The 16,788-nt window shown below is 65.3% G+C and carries 15 protein-coding genes; 9 read left to right on the top strand and 6 right to left on the bottom strand.

What is annotated here, in order from left to right; genetic code table 11:
• The first annotated feature begins 29 nt into the window (after positions 1-29).
• On the top strand, positions 30-1,439 hold the full coding sequence (gene lpdA / locus ACN0T5_RS10700; protein ID WP_417768622.1) for a dihydrolipoyl dehydrogenase: 1,410 nt from the start codon (positions 30-32) through the stop codon (positions 1,437-1,439).
• Positions 1,440-1,759: 320 nt separating this feature from the next.
• Here lpdA and ACN0T5_RS10695 read toward each other — a convergent pair whose 3' ends face one another.
• The 3 genes from ACN0T5_RS10695 to fsa all read right to left on the bottom strand — a co-directional run bounded on the left by ACN0T5_RS10695 (position 1,760) and on the right by fsa (position 3,920).
• Positions 1,760-2,170 carry a hypothetical protein gene (locus ACN0T5_RS10695; protein WP_417768621.1) on the bottom strand — a complete coding sequence of 137 codons (411 nt, stop codon included), beginning with the start codon at positions 2,168-2,170 and terminating at the stop codon, positions 1,760-1,762.
• A 68-nt stretch (positions 2,171-2,238) separates the two neighbouring features.
• Positions 2,239-3,201, bottom strand: a complete 963-nt coding sequence (locus tag ACN0T5_RS10690) for a tyrosine recombinase XerC (protein WP_417768620.1) — start codon at positions 3,199-3,201, stop codon at positions 2,239-2,241.
• A 65-nt stretch (positions 3,202-3,266) separates the two neighbouring features.
• Positions 3,267-3,920, bottom strand: coding sequence for a fructose-6-phosphate aldolase (gene fsa, locus ACN0T5_RS10685; RefSeq protein WP_417768619.1), 654 nt, complete (start codon positions 3,918-3,920; stop codon positions 3,267-3,269).
• A 246-nt stretch (positions 3,921-4,166) separates the two neighbouring features.
• Here fsa and ACN0T5_RS10680 point away from each other — a divergent pair, with 246 nt between their 5' ends.
• From ACN0T5_RS10680 to ACN0T5_RS10650, 7 genes are all read left to right on the top strand, one after another.
• Complete coding sequence (locus ACN0T5_RS10680) at positions 4,167-6,347, top strand: primosomal protein N' (RefSeq protein ID WP_417768666.1); 2,181 nt, start codon at positions 4,167-4,169, stop codon at positions 6,345-6,347.
• A 256-nt stretch (positions 6,348-6,603) separates the two neighbouring features.
• Positions 6,604-7,164: a F0F1 ATP synthase subunit delta gene (locus ACN0T5_RS10675; RefSeq protein WP_417768618.1), complete on the top strand. Its 561-nt coding sequence runs from the start codon at positions 6,604-6,606 to the stop codon at positions 7,162-7,164.
• Entirely contained in the window at positions 7,164-8,693 is a 1,530-nt protein-coding gene (atpA, locus tag ACN0T5_RS10670) for a F0F1 ATP synthase subunit alpha (RefSeq protein ID WP_417768617.1), read from the top strand. The genes ACN0T5_RS10675 and atpA overlap by 1 nt, the downstream gene beginning before the upstream one ends.
• 35 nt (positions 8,694-8,728) lie before the next feature.
• Positions 8,729-9,607: a F0F1 ATP synthase subunit gamma gene (locus ACN0T5_RS10665; protein WP_417768616.1), complete on the top strand. Its 879-nt coding sequence runs from the start codon at positions 8,729-8,731 to the stop codon at positions 9,605-9,607.
• 24 nt (positions 9,608-9,631) lie between these two features.
• Positions 9,632-11,056 carry a F0F1 ATP synthase subunit beta gene (gene atpD / locus ACN0T5_RS10660; protein WP_417768615.1) on the top strand — a complete coding sequence of 475 codons (1,425 nt, stop codon included), beginning with the start codon at positions 9,632-9,634 and terminating at the stop codon, positions 11,054-11,056.
• A gap of 24 nt (positions 11,057-11,080) precedes the next feature.
• Complete coding sequence (locus ACN0T5_RS10655; RefSeq protein ID WP_417768614.1) at positions 11,081-11,488, top strand: F0F1 ATP synthase subunit epsilon; 408 nt, start codon at positions 11,081-11,083, stop codon at positions 11,486-11,488.
• Between the two features lie 235 nt (positions 11,489-11,723).
• The gene (locus ACN0T5_RS10650; protein ID WP_417768613.1) at positions 11,724-12,317 is read left to right on the top strand and encodes an alpha-ketoglutarate-dependent dioxygenase AlkB family protein; all 594 of its coding nucleotides are present in this window, start codon (positions 11,724-11,726) and stop codon (positions 12,315-12,317) included.
• A gap of 79 nt (positions 12,318-12,396) precedes the next feature.
• Here the strand turns inward: ACN0T5_RS10650 and ACN0T5_RS10645 are convergent, their stop codons facing one another.
• Positions 12,397-13,956 carry an MFS transporter gene (locus ACN0T5_RS10645; protein WP_417768612.1) on the bottom strand — a complete coding sequence of 520 codons (1,560 nt, stop codon included), beginning with the start codon at positions 13,954-13,956 and terminating at the stop codon, positions 12,397-12,399.
• An 87-nt stretch (positions 13,957-14,043) separates the two neighbouring features.
• On the opposite strand from ACN0T5_RS10645, the gene ACN0T5_RS10640 reads away from it, so the two are divergent.
• Complete coding sequence (locus ACN0T5_RS10640) at positions 14,044-14,910, top strand: helix-turn-helix transcriptional regulator (protein WP_417768611.1); 867 nt, start codon at positions 14,044-14,046, stop codon at positions 14,908-14,910.
• Here the strand turns inward: ACN0T5_RS10640 and ubiB are convergent.
• Both ubiB and ACN0T5_RS10630 read right to left on the bottom strand, forming a co-directional pair.
• Positions 14,891-16,459, bottom strand: coding sequence for a 2-polyprenylphenol 6-hydroxylase (gene ubiB, locus ACN0T5_RS10635; RefSeq protein WP_417768610.1), 1,569 nt, complete (start codon positions 16,457-16,459; stop codon positions 14,891-14,893). The two genes, ACN0T5_RS10640 and ubiB, sit on opposite strands and share 20 nt — an antisense overlap.
• Before the next feature lie 7 nt (positions 16,460-16,466).
• The coding region (locus ACN0T5_RS10630) for a class I SAM-dependent methyltransferase (RefSeq protein ID WP_417768609.1) at positions 16,467-16,788 on the bottom strand (322 nt) is incomplete at its 5' end.

The raw sequence follows: 16,788 nt of genomic DNA, 5'->3' as shown, positions 1-16,788 counted from the left end.
TGAAACGCGCAAAGCAAGAGGCAAATGCTATGTCACAGTTTGATCTCGTCGTGATCGGCACAGGACCGGGTGGCTATGTCTGTGCCATCAAGGCGGCCCAGCTTGGCCTCAAGGTTGCGGTCGTGGAGAAGCGCGCCACACATGGCGGCACCTGCCTGAACGTGGGCTGCATCCCGTCCAAGGCGTTGCTGCACACTTCTGAGCTTTTCGAGGAGGCGGCGGAAAGCTTCGAGGGCTTCGGCATCAAGGTCGGCAAGCCCAAGCTCGATCTCAAGGCGATGATGGGGCACAAGCAGAAGACCGTCGACGGCAACGTTACCGGCATCGATTTCCTGTTCAAGAAGAACAAGGTGACGGCCTTCCACGGCACCGGCAAGATCCTGGCGGCAGGTCAGGTCGAGGTGAAGGCGGAGGACGGTTCCACCCAGATTGTCGAGGCAAAGTCCATCGTCATCGCGACCGGTTCCGACGTCGCGCCTCTGCCCGGTGTCGAGATCGACGAGAAGCAGATCGTCTCCTCGACAGGCGCGCTGGAACTCGAGAAGGTTCCCGGGAAGCTTCTTGTCATCGGTGCCGGCGTGATCGGTCTCGAGCTCGGCTCCGTCTGGCGCCGGCTTGGCGCAGAGGTGACGGTCGTCGAGTTCATGGACAAGATCCTCGGCCCGATGGATGGCGACGTGTCCCGCAATTTCCAGCGCATGCTGAAGAAGCAGGGGATGGAATTCCATCTCTCGTCGAAAGTCACCGCGGTCGAGAAGAAGGGCAAGCAGCTTGCCGTCACCGTGGAACCGGCAGCCGGCGGAGAGGCGGCCGCGCGCACGCTGGAGGCCGACGTGGTGCTGGTCGCCATTGGCCGCCGTCCGGTCTCGGAAGGGCTGGGGCTCGATGCGGCGGGCGTGGCGCTCGACGAGCGTGGCCGGGTCAAGACGGACGGTCACTACCAGACCAATGTGCCCGGCATCTATGCCATCGGCGACGTGATTGCAGGGCCGATGCTGGCGCACAAGGCGGAGGACGAGGGCGTGGCCCTCGCCGAGATCCTTGCGGGACAGGCAGGCCACGTGAACTATGGCGTCATCCCCGGCGTGGTCTATACCAGCCCGGAAGTCGCCGAAGTCGGCAAGACGGAAGAGGCGCTGAAGGCCGAGGGCATCTCCTACAAGGTCGGCAAGTTTGCGTTCATCGCCAATGGCCGCGCCAAGGCAACCGGTCATACGGAGGGTTTCGTGAAGGTCCTCGCGGATGCGGAGACCGATCGCGTGCTCGGCGTGCACATCCTCGGCCACGGCGCCGGCGAGATGATCCACGAGGCTGCGGTCCTGATGGAGTTCGGCGGATCCTCGGAGGATCTGGCACGCACCTGCCACGCTCATCCCACCATGAGCGAGGCGGTCAAGGAAGCCGCGATGGCCGCTTTCGCCAAACCGATCCACGCCTGATCCGCGTTGGACGGCCGAATGGCAAAAGGCCCGCGCCGGGTTACGGCGCGGGCCTTTTGCGTGTGGCGGGCAAGGATTTCCGCAACAGCGGTGATCTCCCGGTCACTGCCACGTGTCCGGTTCTTCGCCGTTGTTGGCGGCGGATCGAGAGCAGGCCGCGCCCGCCGTGGGCCGTGTCGACATGGCGCGGCGCCGGACAGCGGTGCCTTGTGCGTCACCTTGATGGTTCGCGCAGGAGTGCATGATCGGGGAAAACGCAGCGTAAGATGTGGTGCGCCGAGCTTTCAGGGACGAGTGGGGAAACGTAGAAGATCGGCGCGTCATTCCCGCGTGAGGATCGCTGCGTGGAAGCTGTCGGCGACCTTGGGGTCATGCGAATCGATCTTTACCAGCGCCTCGATGCGCGATCCCATCGAGATGATCTCGATCTCACGTGCTCCGAAAAATCCGGGAAAGCGGGCGATCAGCCGGCCGTTGGTCAGTCGGATCGCTTGTGTCCAGCCCCATTTGCAATCGCGCGGCGCACAGCGCGTGAAGGCACGCATCCGGGAAACGATGAGACCGCCCGAGCAATGGCTTTCGATTTCTATTCGACGGATTTGCTGGATCTGGGCCGCGGAATTGTACCAATGCCCGACCTCCGGGATACGGCAACGATCCTTCGCTCGCGCTTCCGCCACAAAGTGCGGAGCACACACAAGCAAGGCGATGAAGGACAGAATCAACATCATCGGCATACATGATTCTTGTCCGGAACCAGCTGTGCGGCAAGTTTTTTCAGAACGCCGGGTCTGCCGCCCTATTGTGGCCGTCCCGCGCCACGCGGATGGGCCTTGTCATAGGCGTCCAGCAGTCTTGCCGTGTCGACTTCTGTATAGATCTGGGTTGTCGACAGGCTCGCATGGCCGAGCAGTTCCTGGATGGTCCGCAAGTCGCCGCCGCCGGCCAGAAGGTGCGTGGCGAAGGAATGGCGCAGCGCATGCGGTGTCGCGCTGTCCGGCAGACCGAGGGCCCGGCGCGCCCGCGCCATGGCCAGTTGCACGATGCGCGGATTGAGCGGCCCACCGCGAACCCCGAGGAACAGGGGACCGTCGGCGGCGGGCACATGCGGGCATAGGGCAAGATAGGAATCGACCGCGTCGCAGACCACCGGCAGGACCGGAACCACCCGCTCCCGCCCGCCCTTGCCGACGATCCGCAGGCTTCGCGTGCCCCGTCTGGGGGCTGTTCGTCCCGTCAGCGACAGGGCTTCGGAGATGCGCAGGCCGCAGCCGTAGAGAAGTGTCAGAACCGCCGCGTTCCTGGCCGCCACCCAGGGTTCCTCCTCAAGGCTCGCCTCCGCGTCGACCAGTGTCATGGCGTCGCCGGCGGAAACGGGCTTGGGCAGGGACTTCGGCTGCCGGGGTGGCCGTATGGCCGCGCTTGCCGCGGCATTGACCTGGCCGCGAGCTTCCAGGAAGCGGAGAAAGGAGCGGATCCCGGCGAGACCTCTGGCAAGCGTCCGGCTTTCCGCGCCGGTCTTGCGGCGCGCGGCGAGAAAACCGCGAAAGTCGGCCGGTTTCAGCGCGGCGAGATCGGCGATCGCGGGAGGCTCGCCAAGATGCATGGTGAGGAAGCGCAGGAACTGGCGCAGGTCGCGTTCGTAGGCAACCAGCGTCTTGTCGGCAAGCCGCCGCTCCGAGCCGAGCTGATCCAGCCAGTCGCCGATCGCTGCGTTGATATCGGCCTTTGCCGAGACAAGAAGGGAATCAACATTGCTCATGACGGCAAGCCTAGCATGCCGACGGCACTGGCGTGGCGACTGCCCGCCAGTGCCGATGCCGCAGGCTACAGGATGCTCTGGCCGGTCTTTGCCCAATCGGAGAGGAACTGCTCGAGCCCCTTGTCCGTCAGCGGGTGCTTGACCAGTCCCTTGAGCACGGCAGGCGGCACGGTGGCAACGTCGGCACCGACGAGCGCGCAGTCCTTGACATGGTTGGCGCTGCGGATCGAGGCGGCGAGAATCTCGGTCTCGAACCCGTAATTGTCATAGATGATGCGGATTTCCCGGATCAGGTCCATGCCGTCGATGTTGATGTCGTCGAGCCGGCCGATGAACGGCGAGATGAAGCTTGCGCCGGCCTTGGCGGCGAGCAGCGCCTGGTTCGCCGAAAAACAGAGCGTGACGTTGACCATCTGCCCTTCATCGGTAAGCGTGCGGCAGGCCTTCAGCCCGTCCAGCGTCAGCGGCAGCTTGACCGCGATATTGTCGGCGATGGCAGCCAGGGAGCGCCCTTCCGCTATCATCGCGTCGGCTTCGGTGGCGGTAACCTCCGCGGAGACCGGCCCGTCGACCAGGTCGCAGATCTCGGCAATGACGTCCTTCATGGGCCGGCCGGCCTTCAGGATAAGCGACGGGTTGGTCGTCACACCGTCGAGCAGGCCGGTTGCGGCAAGCTCCTTGATGTCTGCTGTATCGGCGGTGTCGACAAAGAATTTCATGGCGGCTCTGGCTCCTTCGGCAAAGGCGGCGTAAGGCGGACGCGGAAATCGCGAGGGCGCGCGCAAGCGCTGTCGCCCGCGCCTGTCTGCATACCGTAGGATGGCGCGCGACGACAGTCCCGATTCGCGCGCGCCGGCATATGCCGGTGCAGCGGACACGACCATATGAGGGCGAGCAAGATGCCGGCGGGCAACGTGCAGGACCTGTTCGGAAGCGACCACGACGACGCCCGCGCCGGCGGCGCCATGATTGCGCGGGTTTTGCTCCCCGTGGCGCTCAATGCTGCCTACAGTTATCGCGTGCCGGCCGGCGAGAGCGTTCGCCCGGGGTCGATCGTTCGTGTTCCGCTCGGGCCCCGTGAGGTGACAGGGGCTGTCTGGTCGCTCGCGTCCGCACGGGACGGTGCCGATGGAATCGCGCCCTCGCGATTGAAGGACATCATCGAGGTTTATCGCGACGCGCCGCCGCTCGACGATACGCTGCGGGCGTTTGTCGACTGGGTCGCCAACTGGACGCTGGCGCCTCCCGGCATGGTTCTGCGCATGGTCCTGCGATCCGAGGAAGCCCTGGTCGCGGAGCCGCCGCTGCCCGGCGTCCGGCGAGCGGAAGATGGCGGGCCGCCGGACCGGCTTACGCCCGCGCGCAAGCGCGTTCTCGCCCTGCTCGACGACGGTCTGGCATTTACCAAAAGCGGTCTGGCCCATGCAGCCGGCGTCAGTCCTTCGGTTGTCGACGGGCTCGTTGCCCATGGTACGCTGGAGATTGTCGAACTTCCCGCCGCGCCGCCGTCCCCGCGTCCCGAACCGGACTGGAATGCACCCACGCTTACCCCGGCCCAGGCCCGTGCGGCCGAGGCTCTGGTCGGGAATATCGGCAAGGGGTTCCGGACATTCCTGATCGACGGGGTCACGGGGTCGGGCAAGACCGAGGTCTATTTCGAAGCGGTCGCCGAGGCGCTGCGCCAGGATCGCCAGGCGCTGGTTCTCATCCCGGAGATTGCCCTGACCAGCGCCTTTTTGAAACGGTTCGAGCAACGGTTCGCCGTGCGTCCGGCCGAATGGCATTCGGAGGTCACACCCCGTCAGCGCGCCAGGGTCTGGCGCGGGGTTGCGACCGGCGATGTTCGTGTCGTCGTCGGAGCCCGTTCCGCACTGTTCCTGCCGTTTCGGGATCCCGGCGTCATCATCGTCGACGAGGAGCATGACGGCGCCTACAAGCAGGATGACCGGGTGCCCTACAATGCAAGGGACATGGCCGTCGTGCGCGGGCATCTCTCAGGCATCCCGGTCGTTCTCGCCTCCGCCACTCCGTCCGTCGAAAGCCGTGTCAACGCGGACCAGCAGCGCTACACAAGGCTGGAACTGCCGGAACGCGCGAGCGGCGCGCCGATGCCGGAGATTTCCATTGTCGACATGCGCCAGGACGGGCCGGAGCGTGGACGGTGGCTTGCGCCGACCTTGTGCCATGCAATGGCCGAGACGCTTGCCGGCGGCGGACAGTCGCTGTTGTTTCTCAACCGTCGCGGCTACGCCCCCCTGACATTGTGCCGGTCCTGCGGGCATCGGTTCCAGTGCCCGAACTGCAGCGCCTGGCTTGTCGAGCACCGCTTCCGGGGGCGGCTGGTGTGCCACCATTGCGGGCATGGAGAACCAAGTCCGGACCATTGTCCGTCCTGTGGCGACACGCAGTCGCTTGTTGCGTGCGGGCCGGGTGTGGAACGCATCGCCGAAGAGGCGGCCGAGCTCTTCCCTCAGGCGCGAGTGCTGGTCCTGTCTTCCGACCTCCAGGGCGGGCCCGACCGGCTCAGGCGCGAGATGCGGGTGATCGAGGAAGGGGGGGCGGATATTGTCGTTGGCACGCAACTTGTTGCCAAGGGGCACAATTTCCCCCTGATGCGCCTTGTCGGGGTCGTCGACGCCGATCTGGGCCTTGCCAATGGCGACCCGCGCGCGGCCGAGCGAACCTTCCAGCTTCTCGCTCAGGTCACGGGCCGGGCCGGTCGCATTGGCGGCGGAGGACGCGGCCTGCTCCAGACCTACGCACCCGAGCACCCTGTCATCCGGGCGCTTGCGTCCGGTGACAGCACCGCCTTCTACGAGGCCGAGATAGCCGCGCGTCGTGTGGCCGGCCTGCCTCCGTTCGGTCGGCTCGCCGCACTTATCGTGTCGGGACCCGACAAGACAGGAGCGCAGGATTACGCCCGGCAGACCGCCCGCGCCGCTCCGCATGAGCACGAGATAACCGTCCTCGGGCCGGCCGAGGCGGCGCTTGCCCTCGTTCGGGGACGTCACCGGTTCCGGCTGCTCGCCATGGCGCCGCGCGGCACGGATTTGCAGGCGGTCTTGAGAGGGTGGCTGGCCCGGCTTCCCAAGCCCACCGGCGGTGTGCGGTTGCAGGTGGACATCGACCCGCAGAGCTTCTTCTGACCCTGTCCTGCAGATGGGCCTTGCGTCGCTGCCATGCGGCTTTTAAGCCTGTTAGACCTTTTTCGGGCCGGATTGCGGCATTTGGACCCCGTGGCGATGTTGCCCCGGTGTGAAGCCTGTGCTAATCGAAGCGCGGTTTCGCGGAGCGGACGCCGACTGGCGTTTCCCGTTTCTGAGAAAGCTACGATTTTCCAAAGCCTTGCGATCAGCCATGCTGGCGCACCGGCTCAAACCTGCCTAAGAGAGCACGGACCCTGTGACCGACAACGTATCTCTCATTTCAGGTGTGGCTCGCCGTTACGCGACGGCGCTGCTCGACTTGGCCGAGGAGCAAGGCTCCGTCGCCGAGGTCGAGACCGCGCTGAACGCGTTCGAGAAGCTGCTCCAGGACAGCGCCGACCTGCGTCGCCTCGTGACCAGCCCGGTCTTTTCCGCCGATGAACAGCTGAAGGCGCTGTCGGCGGTTCTCGACAAGGCGGGGCAAACGGGCCTTGCCGCCAGCTTCCTGAAGCTCGCGGCCAAGAACCGGCGCCTCTTCGCCGTTCCGGGCATGATCCAGGCGTTCCGCGCCGATCTCGCGCGTCGCCGCGGGGAAGTGTCGGCGGAGGTCGCCTCGGCGGCGCCGTTGTCGGACACCCAGCTTTCCACCCTGGCCGAAGCGCTCGATGCGGCGACAGGCAAGAAAGTGGTGATTTCTTCGAAGGTCGATCCCTCGCTGATCGGCGGCCTTGTCGTCAAGGTCGGCAGCCGGATGATCGACACTTCGCTCAAGACCAAACTCAATTCCCTCAAGTTCGCGATGAAAGAGGTCGGCTGATGGATATTCGGGCAGCGGAAATCTCCGCCATCCTCAAGGACCAGATCAAGAATTTCGGCAAGGAAGCCGAAGTTACGGAAGTTGGTCAGGTGCTCTCGGTGGGCGACGGTATCGCTCGCGTCTACGGTCTCGACCAGGTCCAGGCCGGCGAGATGGTCGAGTTTCCGGGCGGCATCAAGGGCATGGCGCTCAATCTGGAAACCGACAATGTCGGTGTCGTGCTCTTCGGGTCCGACCGCGACATCAAGGAAGGCGACACGGTCAAGCGGACCGGTGCCATCGTCGAGATCCCGGTCGGCAAGGGGCTTCTCGGCCGCGTGGTCGATCCGCTCGGCAACCCGCTCGACGGCAAGGGTCCGATCGAGGGCGCGGAGATGCGTCGGGTCGACGTCAAGGCTCCGGGCATCCTGCCGCGCAAGTCGGTGCACGAGCCCATGTCGACGGGCCTCAAGGCCATCGATGCCCTGATCCCGATCGGTCGCGGTCAGCGCGAGCTGGTCATCGGCGACCGCCAGACCGGCAAGACGGCGATCATCCTCGACACGTTCCTCAATCAGAAGTCGTTGCATGCGTCTGACGACGAGAACGTCAAGCTCTACTGCATCTATGTCGCGATCGGGCAGAAGCGCTCCACGGTTGCGCAGTTCGTCAAGCAGCTCGAGGAATCCGGCGCTCTCGAATATTCGGTGATCGTCGCGGCGACGGCATCGGACGCGGCGCCGCTGCAGTTTCTTGCCCCGTTTGCCGGCACCGCGATCGGCGAGTACTTCCGCGACAACGGCATGCATGCCGTGATCGGTTACGACGATCTGTCCAAGCAGGCCGTCGCCTATCGCCAGATGTCGCTTCTTCTTCGTCGCCCGCCGGGACGTGAAGCTTTCCCGGGCGACGTGTTCTATCTGCACTCCCGCCTCCTGGAGCGCTCGGCCAAGCTCAACGAGAGCAACGGCTCGGGCTCGCTCACCGCGTTGCCGGTCATCGAGACCCAGGGCAACGACGTTTCGGCCTTCATTCCGACCAACGTGATTTCGATCACCGATGGCCAGATCTTCCTCGAGACGGACCTGTTCTTCCAGGGCGTGCGTCCGGCCGTGAACGTCGGTCTCTCGGTGTCGCGTGTCGGCTCCTCGGCCCAGATCAAGGCGATGAAGCAGGTCGCCGGCAAGATCAAGGGCGAGCTCGCCCAGTATCGCGAGATGGCCGCCTTCGCCCAGTTCGGTTCCGATCTCGATGCCACGACGCAGCGCCTGCTGAACCGTGGTGCGCGTCTGACCGAACTGCTCAAGCAGGGACAGTTCCAGCCGCTGAAGACGCAGGAGCAGGTCGCGGTGATCTATGCCGGCGTGAACGGCTATCTCGACAAGCTGCCGCTCGACAAGGTGAAGGCTTTCGAGGAAGGCCTGCTGCTCAATCTGCGCGGCGAGCATGCCGATCTCCTGGATGCGATCTGGGAGAAGAAGGCGCTGGACGACGAACTCGAGGGACGCCTGAAGGCGGTCATCGAGACGTTCCTGAAGAACTTCGCCTGACGTGTAACTGACGGCAACCGGGACAAGGGGCGGCCATGCCGAGCCTGAAGGACTTAAGAAACCGGATCGCCTCCGTGAAGGCGACGCAGAAGATCACCAAGGCCATGCAGATGGTGGCCGCGGCGAAGCTGCGTCGTGCACAGGAGGCGGCCGAGGCCGCGCGGCCCTATGCTGAGCGCATGGAGGCCGTGCTCGCCAACCTGGCCAACGCCTTTGAGGGGCGCGACGACGCACCGCAGCTCCTTGCCGGCAGCGGCAAGGACGATGTGCACCTGCTTCTGGTGGCAACGGCCGAGCGCGGCCTGTGCGGCGGCTTCAACTCCTCGATCGCCAAGCTGGCGCGCGAGCGGGCGAAGTCGCTGATCGCTCAGGGCAAGACGGTCAAGATCGTGTGTGTCGGCAAAAAGGGCTTCGACTCCCTCAAGCGCGACATGGGCGCCCACATCGTCAAGACGATCGAGCTGCGTCATGTCAAGCGCGTCGCGTTCGAGAATGCCGACGAGGTCGGTGACCTTGTCCGGCAAATGTTCGAGGACGGCGAGTTTGACGTCTGCACGCTCTTCTATGCCCGCTTCCAGTCGGTGATCAGCCAGGTGCCGACGGCGCAGCAGCTCATCCCGGCGACCTTCGGCGAGGCGGGCGAGACGGCAGAGCTTGACGCGGTCTATGAGTACGAGCCTGACGAGGCGGAGATCCTTGCCGATCTCCTGCCGCGCAATATCTCGGTTCAGATCTTCCGCGGCCTGCTCGAGAACGCCGCGTCCGAACAGGGCGCGCGCATGAGCGCCATGGACAATGCGACACGCAACGCCGGTGACATGATCAACAAGCTGACGCTCAAGTACAACCGTCAGCGGCAGGCTCAGATCACCAAGGAGCTGATCGAAATCATTTCGGGCGCCGAGGCGCTCTGACCGGATCGAGACGAGGATAGCAATATGGCTGACAAGACAGTCGGACGCATCACCCAGGTCATCGGCGCCGTCGTCGACGTTCAGTTCGACGAGCACCTGCCGGCGATTCTGAACGCCCTGGAAACCGACAACAACGGCAACAGGCTGGTTCTCGAGGTCGCGCAGCACCTCGGCGAGAACACGGTCCGCACCATTGCGATGGACGCCACCGAGGGTCTGGTGCGCGGACAGGCTGCCACCGACACCGGCGAGGCGATCGCGGTTCCCGTCGGTGACGGCACGCTTGGCCGCATCATGAACGTTATCGGCGAGCCCGTTGACGAGGCCGGCCCGATCGCTCACGAGACCAAGCGCGGCATCCACCAGGACGCGCCGAGCTTCATCGAGCAGTCGACCGAAGCCGAGATCCTGGTAACCGGCATCAAGGTCGTCGACCTGCTGGCACCATACGCCAAGGGCGGCAAGATCGGCCTGTTTGGCGGCGCCGGCGTCGGCAAGACCGTGCTCATCATGGAGCTCATCAACAACATCGCGAAGGCGCATGGCGGCTACTCCGTCTTCGCCGGCGTGGGCGAGCGCACCCGTGAAGGCAACGACCTTTACTGGGAAATGATCGAGTCCGGCGTGAACAAGGAAGGCGGCGGCGAAGGCTCCAAGGCCGCGCTTGTCTATGGCCAGATGAACGAGCCCCCGGGAGCCCGTGCGCGTGTCGCTCTGACCGGCCTGACGGTTGCCGAGCACTTCCGCGACCAGGGACAGGACGTGCTGTTCTTCGTCGACAACATCTTCCGCTTCACGCAGGCGGGTTCGGAAGTGTCGGCGCTTCTCGGCCGTATTCCGAGCGCTGTGGGTTATCAGCCGACGCTCGGCACCGACATGGGTGCCATGCAGGAGCGCATCACCACCACGACCAAGGGTTCGATCACCTCGGTGCAGGCTGTCTATGTGCCGGCCGACGATCTGACCGACCCGGCGCCGGCCTCGACCTTCGCCCACCTCGACGCGACGACCGTGCTGAACCGGTCCATCGCCGAGAAGGGCATCTACCCGGCCGTGGATCCGCTCGACTCCACGTCGCGCATCCTCGATCCGCGCGTCATCGGTGACGAGCATTACGAGACGGCCCGTGCCGTGCAGGCGACCCTGCAGCGTTACAAGGCGCTTCAGGACATCATCGCCATTCTCGGCATGGACGAGCTGTCCGAGGAGGACAAGCTCACCGTGGCGCGCGCCCGCAAGATCGAGCGCTTCCTGTCGCAGCCGTTCTTCGTCGCCGAGGTCTTCACCGGCTCGCCGGGCAAGCTCGTTTCCCTCGAGGACACGATCAAGGGCTTCAAGGGTCTGGTGGACGGCCAGTACGACCACCTGCCGGAGGCTGCCTTCTACATGGTCGGTTCCATCGACGAGGCCGTCGAGAAGGCTCAGCGCCTGGCCGCCGAAGCCGCGTAACGAGACAGGGATCAGAGGCACGACATGGCAGGAGCATTCCAGTTCGAACTCGTCTCTCCGGAGAGACTTCTTCTGTCTGAAGAAGCGACGATGGTCGTGGTGCCGGGGGCAGAGGGCGAGTTCGGTATCATGGCCGGTCATGCCCCGATGATGTCCACCCTGCGTCCGGGCGTCCTCAAGGTGTCCGGCATGGCAGGTGGCGATCAGGCCTATTATGTGCGTGGCGGATTTGCGGAAGCCGGCCCCAAGGGACTGACGGTTCTCGCGGAGCACGCGGTCGCACTCAACGACCTGAAGGCCGATGACCTCGCCCGCCAGATCAAGGATGCCGAAGAGGATGTTGCGGACGCCGGCGATGACGCCGCGCGCGAGAAGGCGGCAGTGCATCTTGCCCGGCTTCGCGATGTTCAGGCGGCACTCGAGGCAGCCTGAGCTTGCCGGCCGGCCGGTCTTCGGCTTTCTGCAATTTTGAGGGGCGCCCACCGGGCGCCCCTTTTTGTTAGCCCCGCCTCACTGGCGGGGACCGGCACGATCCTGTTTGAAAGCGGGTGTGAAAACGGGTGGACACCGCCCGCCCGTATCCCGCATCGTTCGCGCCATGAGCAAGACGGCATCCTCCTCACGTCTGTCCCGGGGCGGTCGCTCCGCGGCCCCGGAAGGGTTTCGCATGCTTCCCGGCAGGCTCGACCGCCCGGCGCAGGAGAGTCTCCTCGAAGACATTCGCGCGGTCGTCGCCGAGGCTCCATTGTTCACCCCGCAAATGCCCCGCACCGGGAAACCGTTCTCCGTTCGGATGACGAATTGCGGACCGCTCGGCTGGGTGTCGGATCGCGACGGCTACCGCTATCAGGCGACACATCCGGTAGCGGGCACGCGCTGGCCGGCCATGCCGCAAAGCCTCCTTGCGCTATGGCGCGAGCTTGCTCCCACGGCACCGGATCCCGAGGCCTGTCTCGTCAATTTCTATGCGCCGGTGGCCCGGCTCGGCCTGCACCAGGACCGGGACGAGGAGACGTTCGACGCGCCGGTCGTGTCGATCTCGCTCGGGGCGACCGGGCTGTTTCGCATCGGAGGCCTCGAGCGAGGCGATCCGACGCGCTCGTTGCGCCTTGCTTCGGGCGATGTCGTGGTGCTCGCAGGTCCGGCCCGGCTGGCATATCACGGCATCGACCGGATCCTGCCGGGCACGTCGACCTTGGTGCGTGATGACGGCCGCATCAACCTGACGCTTCGCCGGGTGACCCCGCTTCTCCCGCGCTGACACCGAGCTCGCCCGACCGTCAGGCCGGCCGCTCCGTCGGCGAGTCGCCGTGCGGCAGCGGCTCGGCCATGGCCCGTCCCTATCGCCGACTTGCGGAACCGACCAGGGTCTTCGTGCAAACGAGGACGAGTATCATGACACCGGCGGCGGCCGTTGCCGAAGAGACGCTCATCCCAAGGGTGAACGCGGCTCTTGCGTGATCGACGAGGGTGTCCGGTATCGAGGTGGCTGCGGCTGTTGTCGCCCACAAGCTCTCTGCGAGCGCGAACGAAAGGTCATGCGACAGGTTGTCCGGAATTCGGCCGAGAATTTCGTCGCGGTAAATGGCTGCCGTCAGGCTGCCGAAGAGCGCCACGCCCATGGCGATACCGAGCTCCTGTACGGTTTCTGTCATGGCCGAGGCGGATCCGGCTTTCTCCGGCGGGGCGGCGCTGACCACCAGATCCGTGCCAAGCGCGGCGATCGTGCCCAGCCCGAGATAGATCAGCGCGTAGCCGCCCAGCACGAGAGCCAGACCCGGGAACCAGGGGAGAAGCGCAATGAGCAGATATCCGAGCGTCGACAAAGCCAGTGATCCGGCCATCACGTAGCCAGAGGGTATGCGACGCGCAAGAAGCGGGGCAGCAATGCCCGCCACGATCATCATCAGCGCCGGCGGCCCCATCCACAATCCGGCTGCGATCGGCGCGAGGCCGAGGACCAGTTGGAGATACTGGGTGACCAGCAGCATCGCCCCGCCAACGCCGGCCAATCCGAACAGGAGGACGGCCAGCGCGGCGGAGAAGGTTCCGTTTCCGAACAGCCGGACATCGAGCAGGGGATCCGCCAGGCGGCCTTGCCGTCTTGTGAAGATCAGGCCAAAGCCAAGCCCGGCGACCAGAAGCAGCAGCGAAAATGGCGACAAACCGGTTTCGGCGCTTTTCTTGACGAAGAACACGACCGGAAGAATTGCTGCGAGGGACAGCCCCACGCTGGTCAGGTCGAGCCGGCCGCGTGTCGGTGCCCGGTATTCAGGCAGGAGCAGGGGGGCAGCCACAAGCACGATCGCGACAACCGGCACTGCAACGAGAAACGCTGCTCCCCACCAGAAATGTTGCAGAAGCGCGCCGCCGACAAGCGGACCGACCGCCATCCCGAGGCCGAACATCGTGGCCCAGATCCCGAACGCCAGACCACGCTGTCCGGCGTCGCGAAACATGTTGCTGATCAGCGCCAGTGTCGAAGGCATCAGGGTGGCGCCGGCTATGCCAAGCGCCGCGCGGGCGGCAATCAGAACGCTGGCTGTCGGAGAGAACGCGGCCAGAACGGAGGCAAGGCCGAAGGCCGCCGCCCCGATCATCAGCAGCCGCCGCCGGCCGATCCGGTCGCCCAGCGTTCCCATCGTGATCAGGAAGCCTGCGATCATGAACCCATAGGCATCCATGATCCACAGGGCTTGCGTGTTGCCGGGTTGAAGATCCTCGGCCAGCGCGGGCAGAGCGAGATAGAGCAAGGTGACATCCAGCCCGAGCAGGGCGGTTGGCAGGGCGAGAACTGCAAGGCCACCCCATTCCCTTGCCCCGGCCCGCCCGGGGGTGCGGTGGCTTGCGGTGGATTGATTGGATGGCCCGGGATGATCGTGATCGGTGTCGATTGGCATGCTGCCTCCTTGTGTTGGCAGCACATATGAACCAGTCTTATAGAGGTACAATTTAACAGTTTATTCTATTACTAAGGGTGATACGCCATGCCCTCTCGGTCCCTTGAACGCAGTCGCACGGATCTTGCCGATTTCCTGCGCCGACGCCGGGAGCGGCTGCTACCGGCCGATCTCGGCCTGCCGCCGGGCAAACGCAGGCGGACGCCGGGCTTGCGCCGCGAGGAGGTTGCCGTCCTGGCTGGCGTCGGCCTCACCTGGTACACATGGCTTGAGCAGGGCCGCGAAATCGGCGTGTCCGAGGACTTTCTCCTGAGGCTGGCCAAGGTTCTGAAGCTGGACGATGCCGAATGTGGTCACCTGTTCATGCTCGCGCATGGCCGCCCGCCACGTGCCGAAGCCTATCACTGGCCGGCTGTTCGTCCGCGTGTCCAGCAACTGATGGACGAGATGGCGGATCGACCGGCCTGTGTTCTCAATCTGCGCTGGGACGTCATTGCCTGGAATGACGAGGCCGACCGGCTGTTCGGCCTTGCTCACCGGGATACGGCGGGCCGCAACATGCTTCGAATGATGTTTGCGGATCCGGAATTCCGCCAACGCCTTCCTTCATGGCACGACGAAGCGCCGGGCCTTGTCGAGGCCCTGCGGCGCGACTTTGCCTCGGTGGCCGACGACGCAGGAATGCGCGGGCTCGTGGACGATCTGGCCAGGGTCTCTCCCGACTTTCGGAAATGGTGGGGCAAGGCGCAGGATCGTCCAGCCTGTCGCGGGCCCGCGACCATCTTCGACAAGGGGGGCGAAAGACGGTTCGACCAGGAAGTGCTGATCGTCGACGAGTTCCGGCATCTGCGCATGGTCGTGTATTTCGACCGGGACGAGACCGGAAATCCCACGGCAGACCGGGACAACCCGTTGGAACGTTCGAGCCCTGGGCCTAGCCGAGGACGGCGATAGCCAGAAGCGCCGCGATCACCCACAGCGCCCATCTGCCCGAACGCGTGTACCGCGCTTCCGCCCGTCCGATCGCCTCGGCCGTGGCCGCATCGAAGCGCAGGCCCTTTTCGGTCATGACCTGGATCTCGCCGGACAGGCGGTTGGCCCGGTCGGCGAGCAGAGGCAGGTCGGCTGCCAGCCGGCCGAGGGCGGCAAGGCCGCTCGCGGCATCCTGCAGGCGGCCGGCGGGACCCAGGTTGCGCTCGATCCAGCCGCGCACAACGGGTTCGGCCGTATGCCACATGTCGAGATGCGGGTTGAGCGTGCGGGCCACGCCCTCGACAACGACCATGGTCTTCTGCAGCATGATCAGCTGTGTTTGCGTGCGCATGTTGAAGAGTTCCGTGACCTCCAGCAACTGGGTCAGAAGGCGCGCCATGGAAATCTCCGAGGCGTCGTGGCCGTGGATCGGCTCGCCAATGGCGCGGATCGCCTGCGCGAACACATCCACGTCCTGGTCGGCAGGAACATAGCCGGCTTCGAAATGGACCTCGGCGACACGCCGGTAGTCGCGGGTAATGAAGCCGAAGAGAATCTCCGCCAGGAAGCGGCGTTCCGCGCGCCCGAGACGGCCGGTGATGCCGAAGTCGACGGCAACCAGCGTTCCGTCTGGCTCCAGGAACAGGTTGCCTTGGTGCATGTCGGCGTGGAAGAAACCGTCTCTCACGGCGTGACGCAGGAAGGACTGGATGATATTGGCGCCAATCGCCGGCAGGTCGTGACCGTCGGCCTTGATGCCATCCACATCGGAGAGCTTGCGCCCGGAAATCCACTCCATCGTCAGCACGGCCTTGGCGGTGCGCGGCCAGTCGACCGCCGGCACACGGAAGCCTGGATCGTCCTGCGTGTTCTCGCCCATTTCCGAAAGCGCAGCGGCTTCGAGACGGAAGTCCATTTCCAGCTCGACGGATCGTGCCAGCGTGTCGACGACCGCGACTGGCCTAAGGCGGCGGGACGGCGGATGCAGCCGTTCGATCAGCCGCGCGATCAGGTAGTAGCTCTTGAGGTCTCGCCGGAACCGCTCGGCGACACCCGGGCGCAGCACCTTGACCGCGACCTTGCGCCGGGTTCCGTCCGCGGCCTCGATCTCGGCCGGATGAACCTGCGCTATCGATGCGGCGGCAACCGGCGGCTCGAAGCTTGCGAAGATGTCTTCGACCGGGCGGCCGAGCTGCTCGCGCACGACCCGGCGGGCCGCATCCATGCCGAAAGGCGGGATCTGGTCCTGCAGGGCGGTGAGGTCCGAGGCGATGTCGCGGCCCACGACGTCCGGGCGTGTGGCAAGGAACTGGCCGAGTTTCACATAGGACGGACCAAGGCGGACCAGGGCGTCGGACAGCCGCTTGTCAGCTGTCTTGTGACGGACGGAACGGCGCTCGAGAACGCGGACGATCCGCAGCGCCAGCCGCTGTGCCGGCGGAAGATCGGGCAGGTCGACAATGCCGAAGACGCCCTCGCGCGCCATGACAAAACCGGCGCGGGCAAGGCGGAAAAGCGATCCGACGGGCATCGGCGCCTCAGACCGCCCAGCCGGAATGCAGGCAGGCGATGCCGCCGGAATAGTTCCGGTGGTCGACGCGCGAGAAACCGGCTTCGCGTATCATGTCGGCAAAACGCTCCTGATTGGGAAACTTGCGGATCGATTCAACGAGATAGCGATAGGGTTCGCCATCGCCGGTGACGAGCCGGCCCATCACGGGAATGGCGTTGAAGGAGAAAGCGTCGTAGATCCGGTCGAGGCCGGCGACGTCGACCTGGCTGAAGTCCAGGCAGAGGAAGCGGCCGCCGCGGTTCAGCACGCGGGGGGGCGCGGCCACGGCCTTGGCGGTGGGCCGCAGG

This window comes from Stappia sp. (genome assembly GCF_048261845.1).
In the GTDB taxonomy this organism is placed as follows: domain Bacteria; phylum Pseudomonadota; class Alphaproteobacteria; order Rhizobiales; family Stappiaceae; genus Stappia.
The sequence above is the reverse complement of the archived record's forward strand: the minus strand, read 5'-3'. Positions and strand labels throughout refer to the sequence as shown.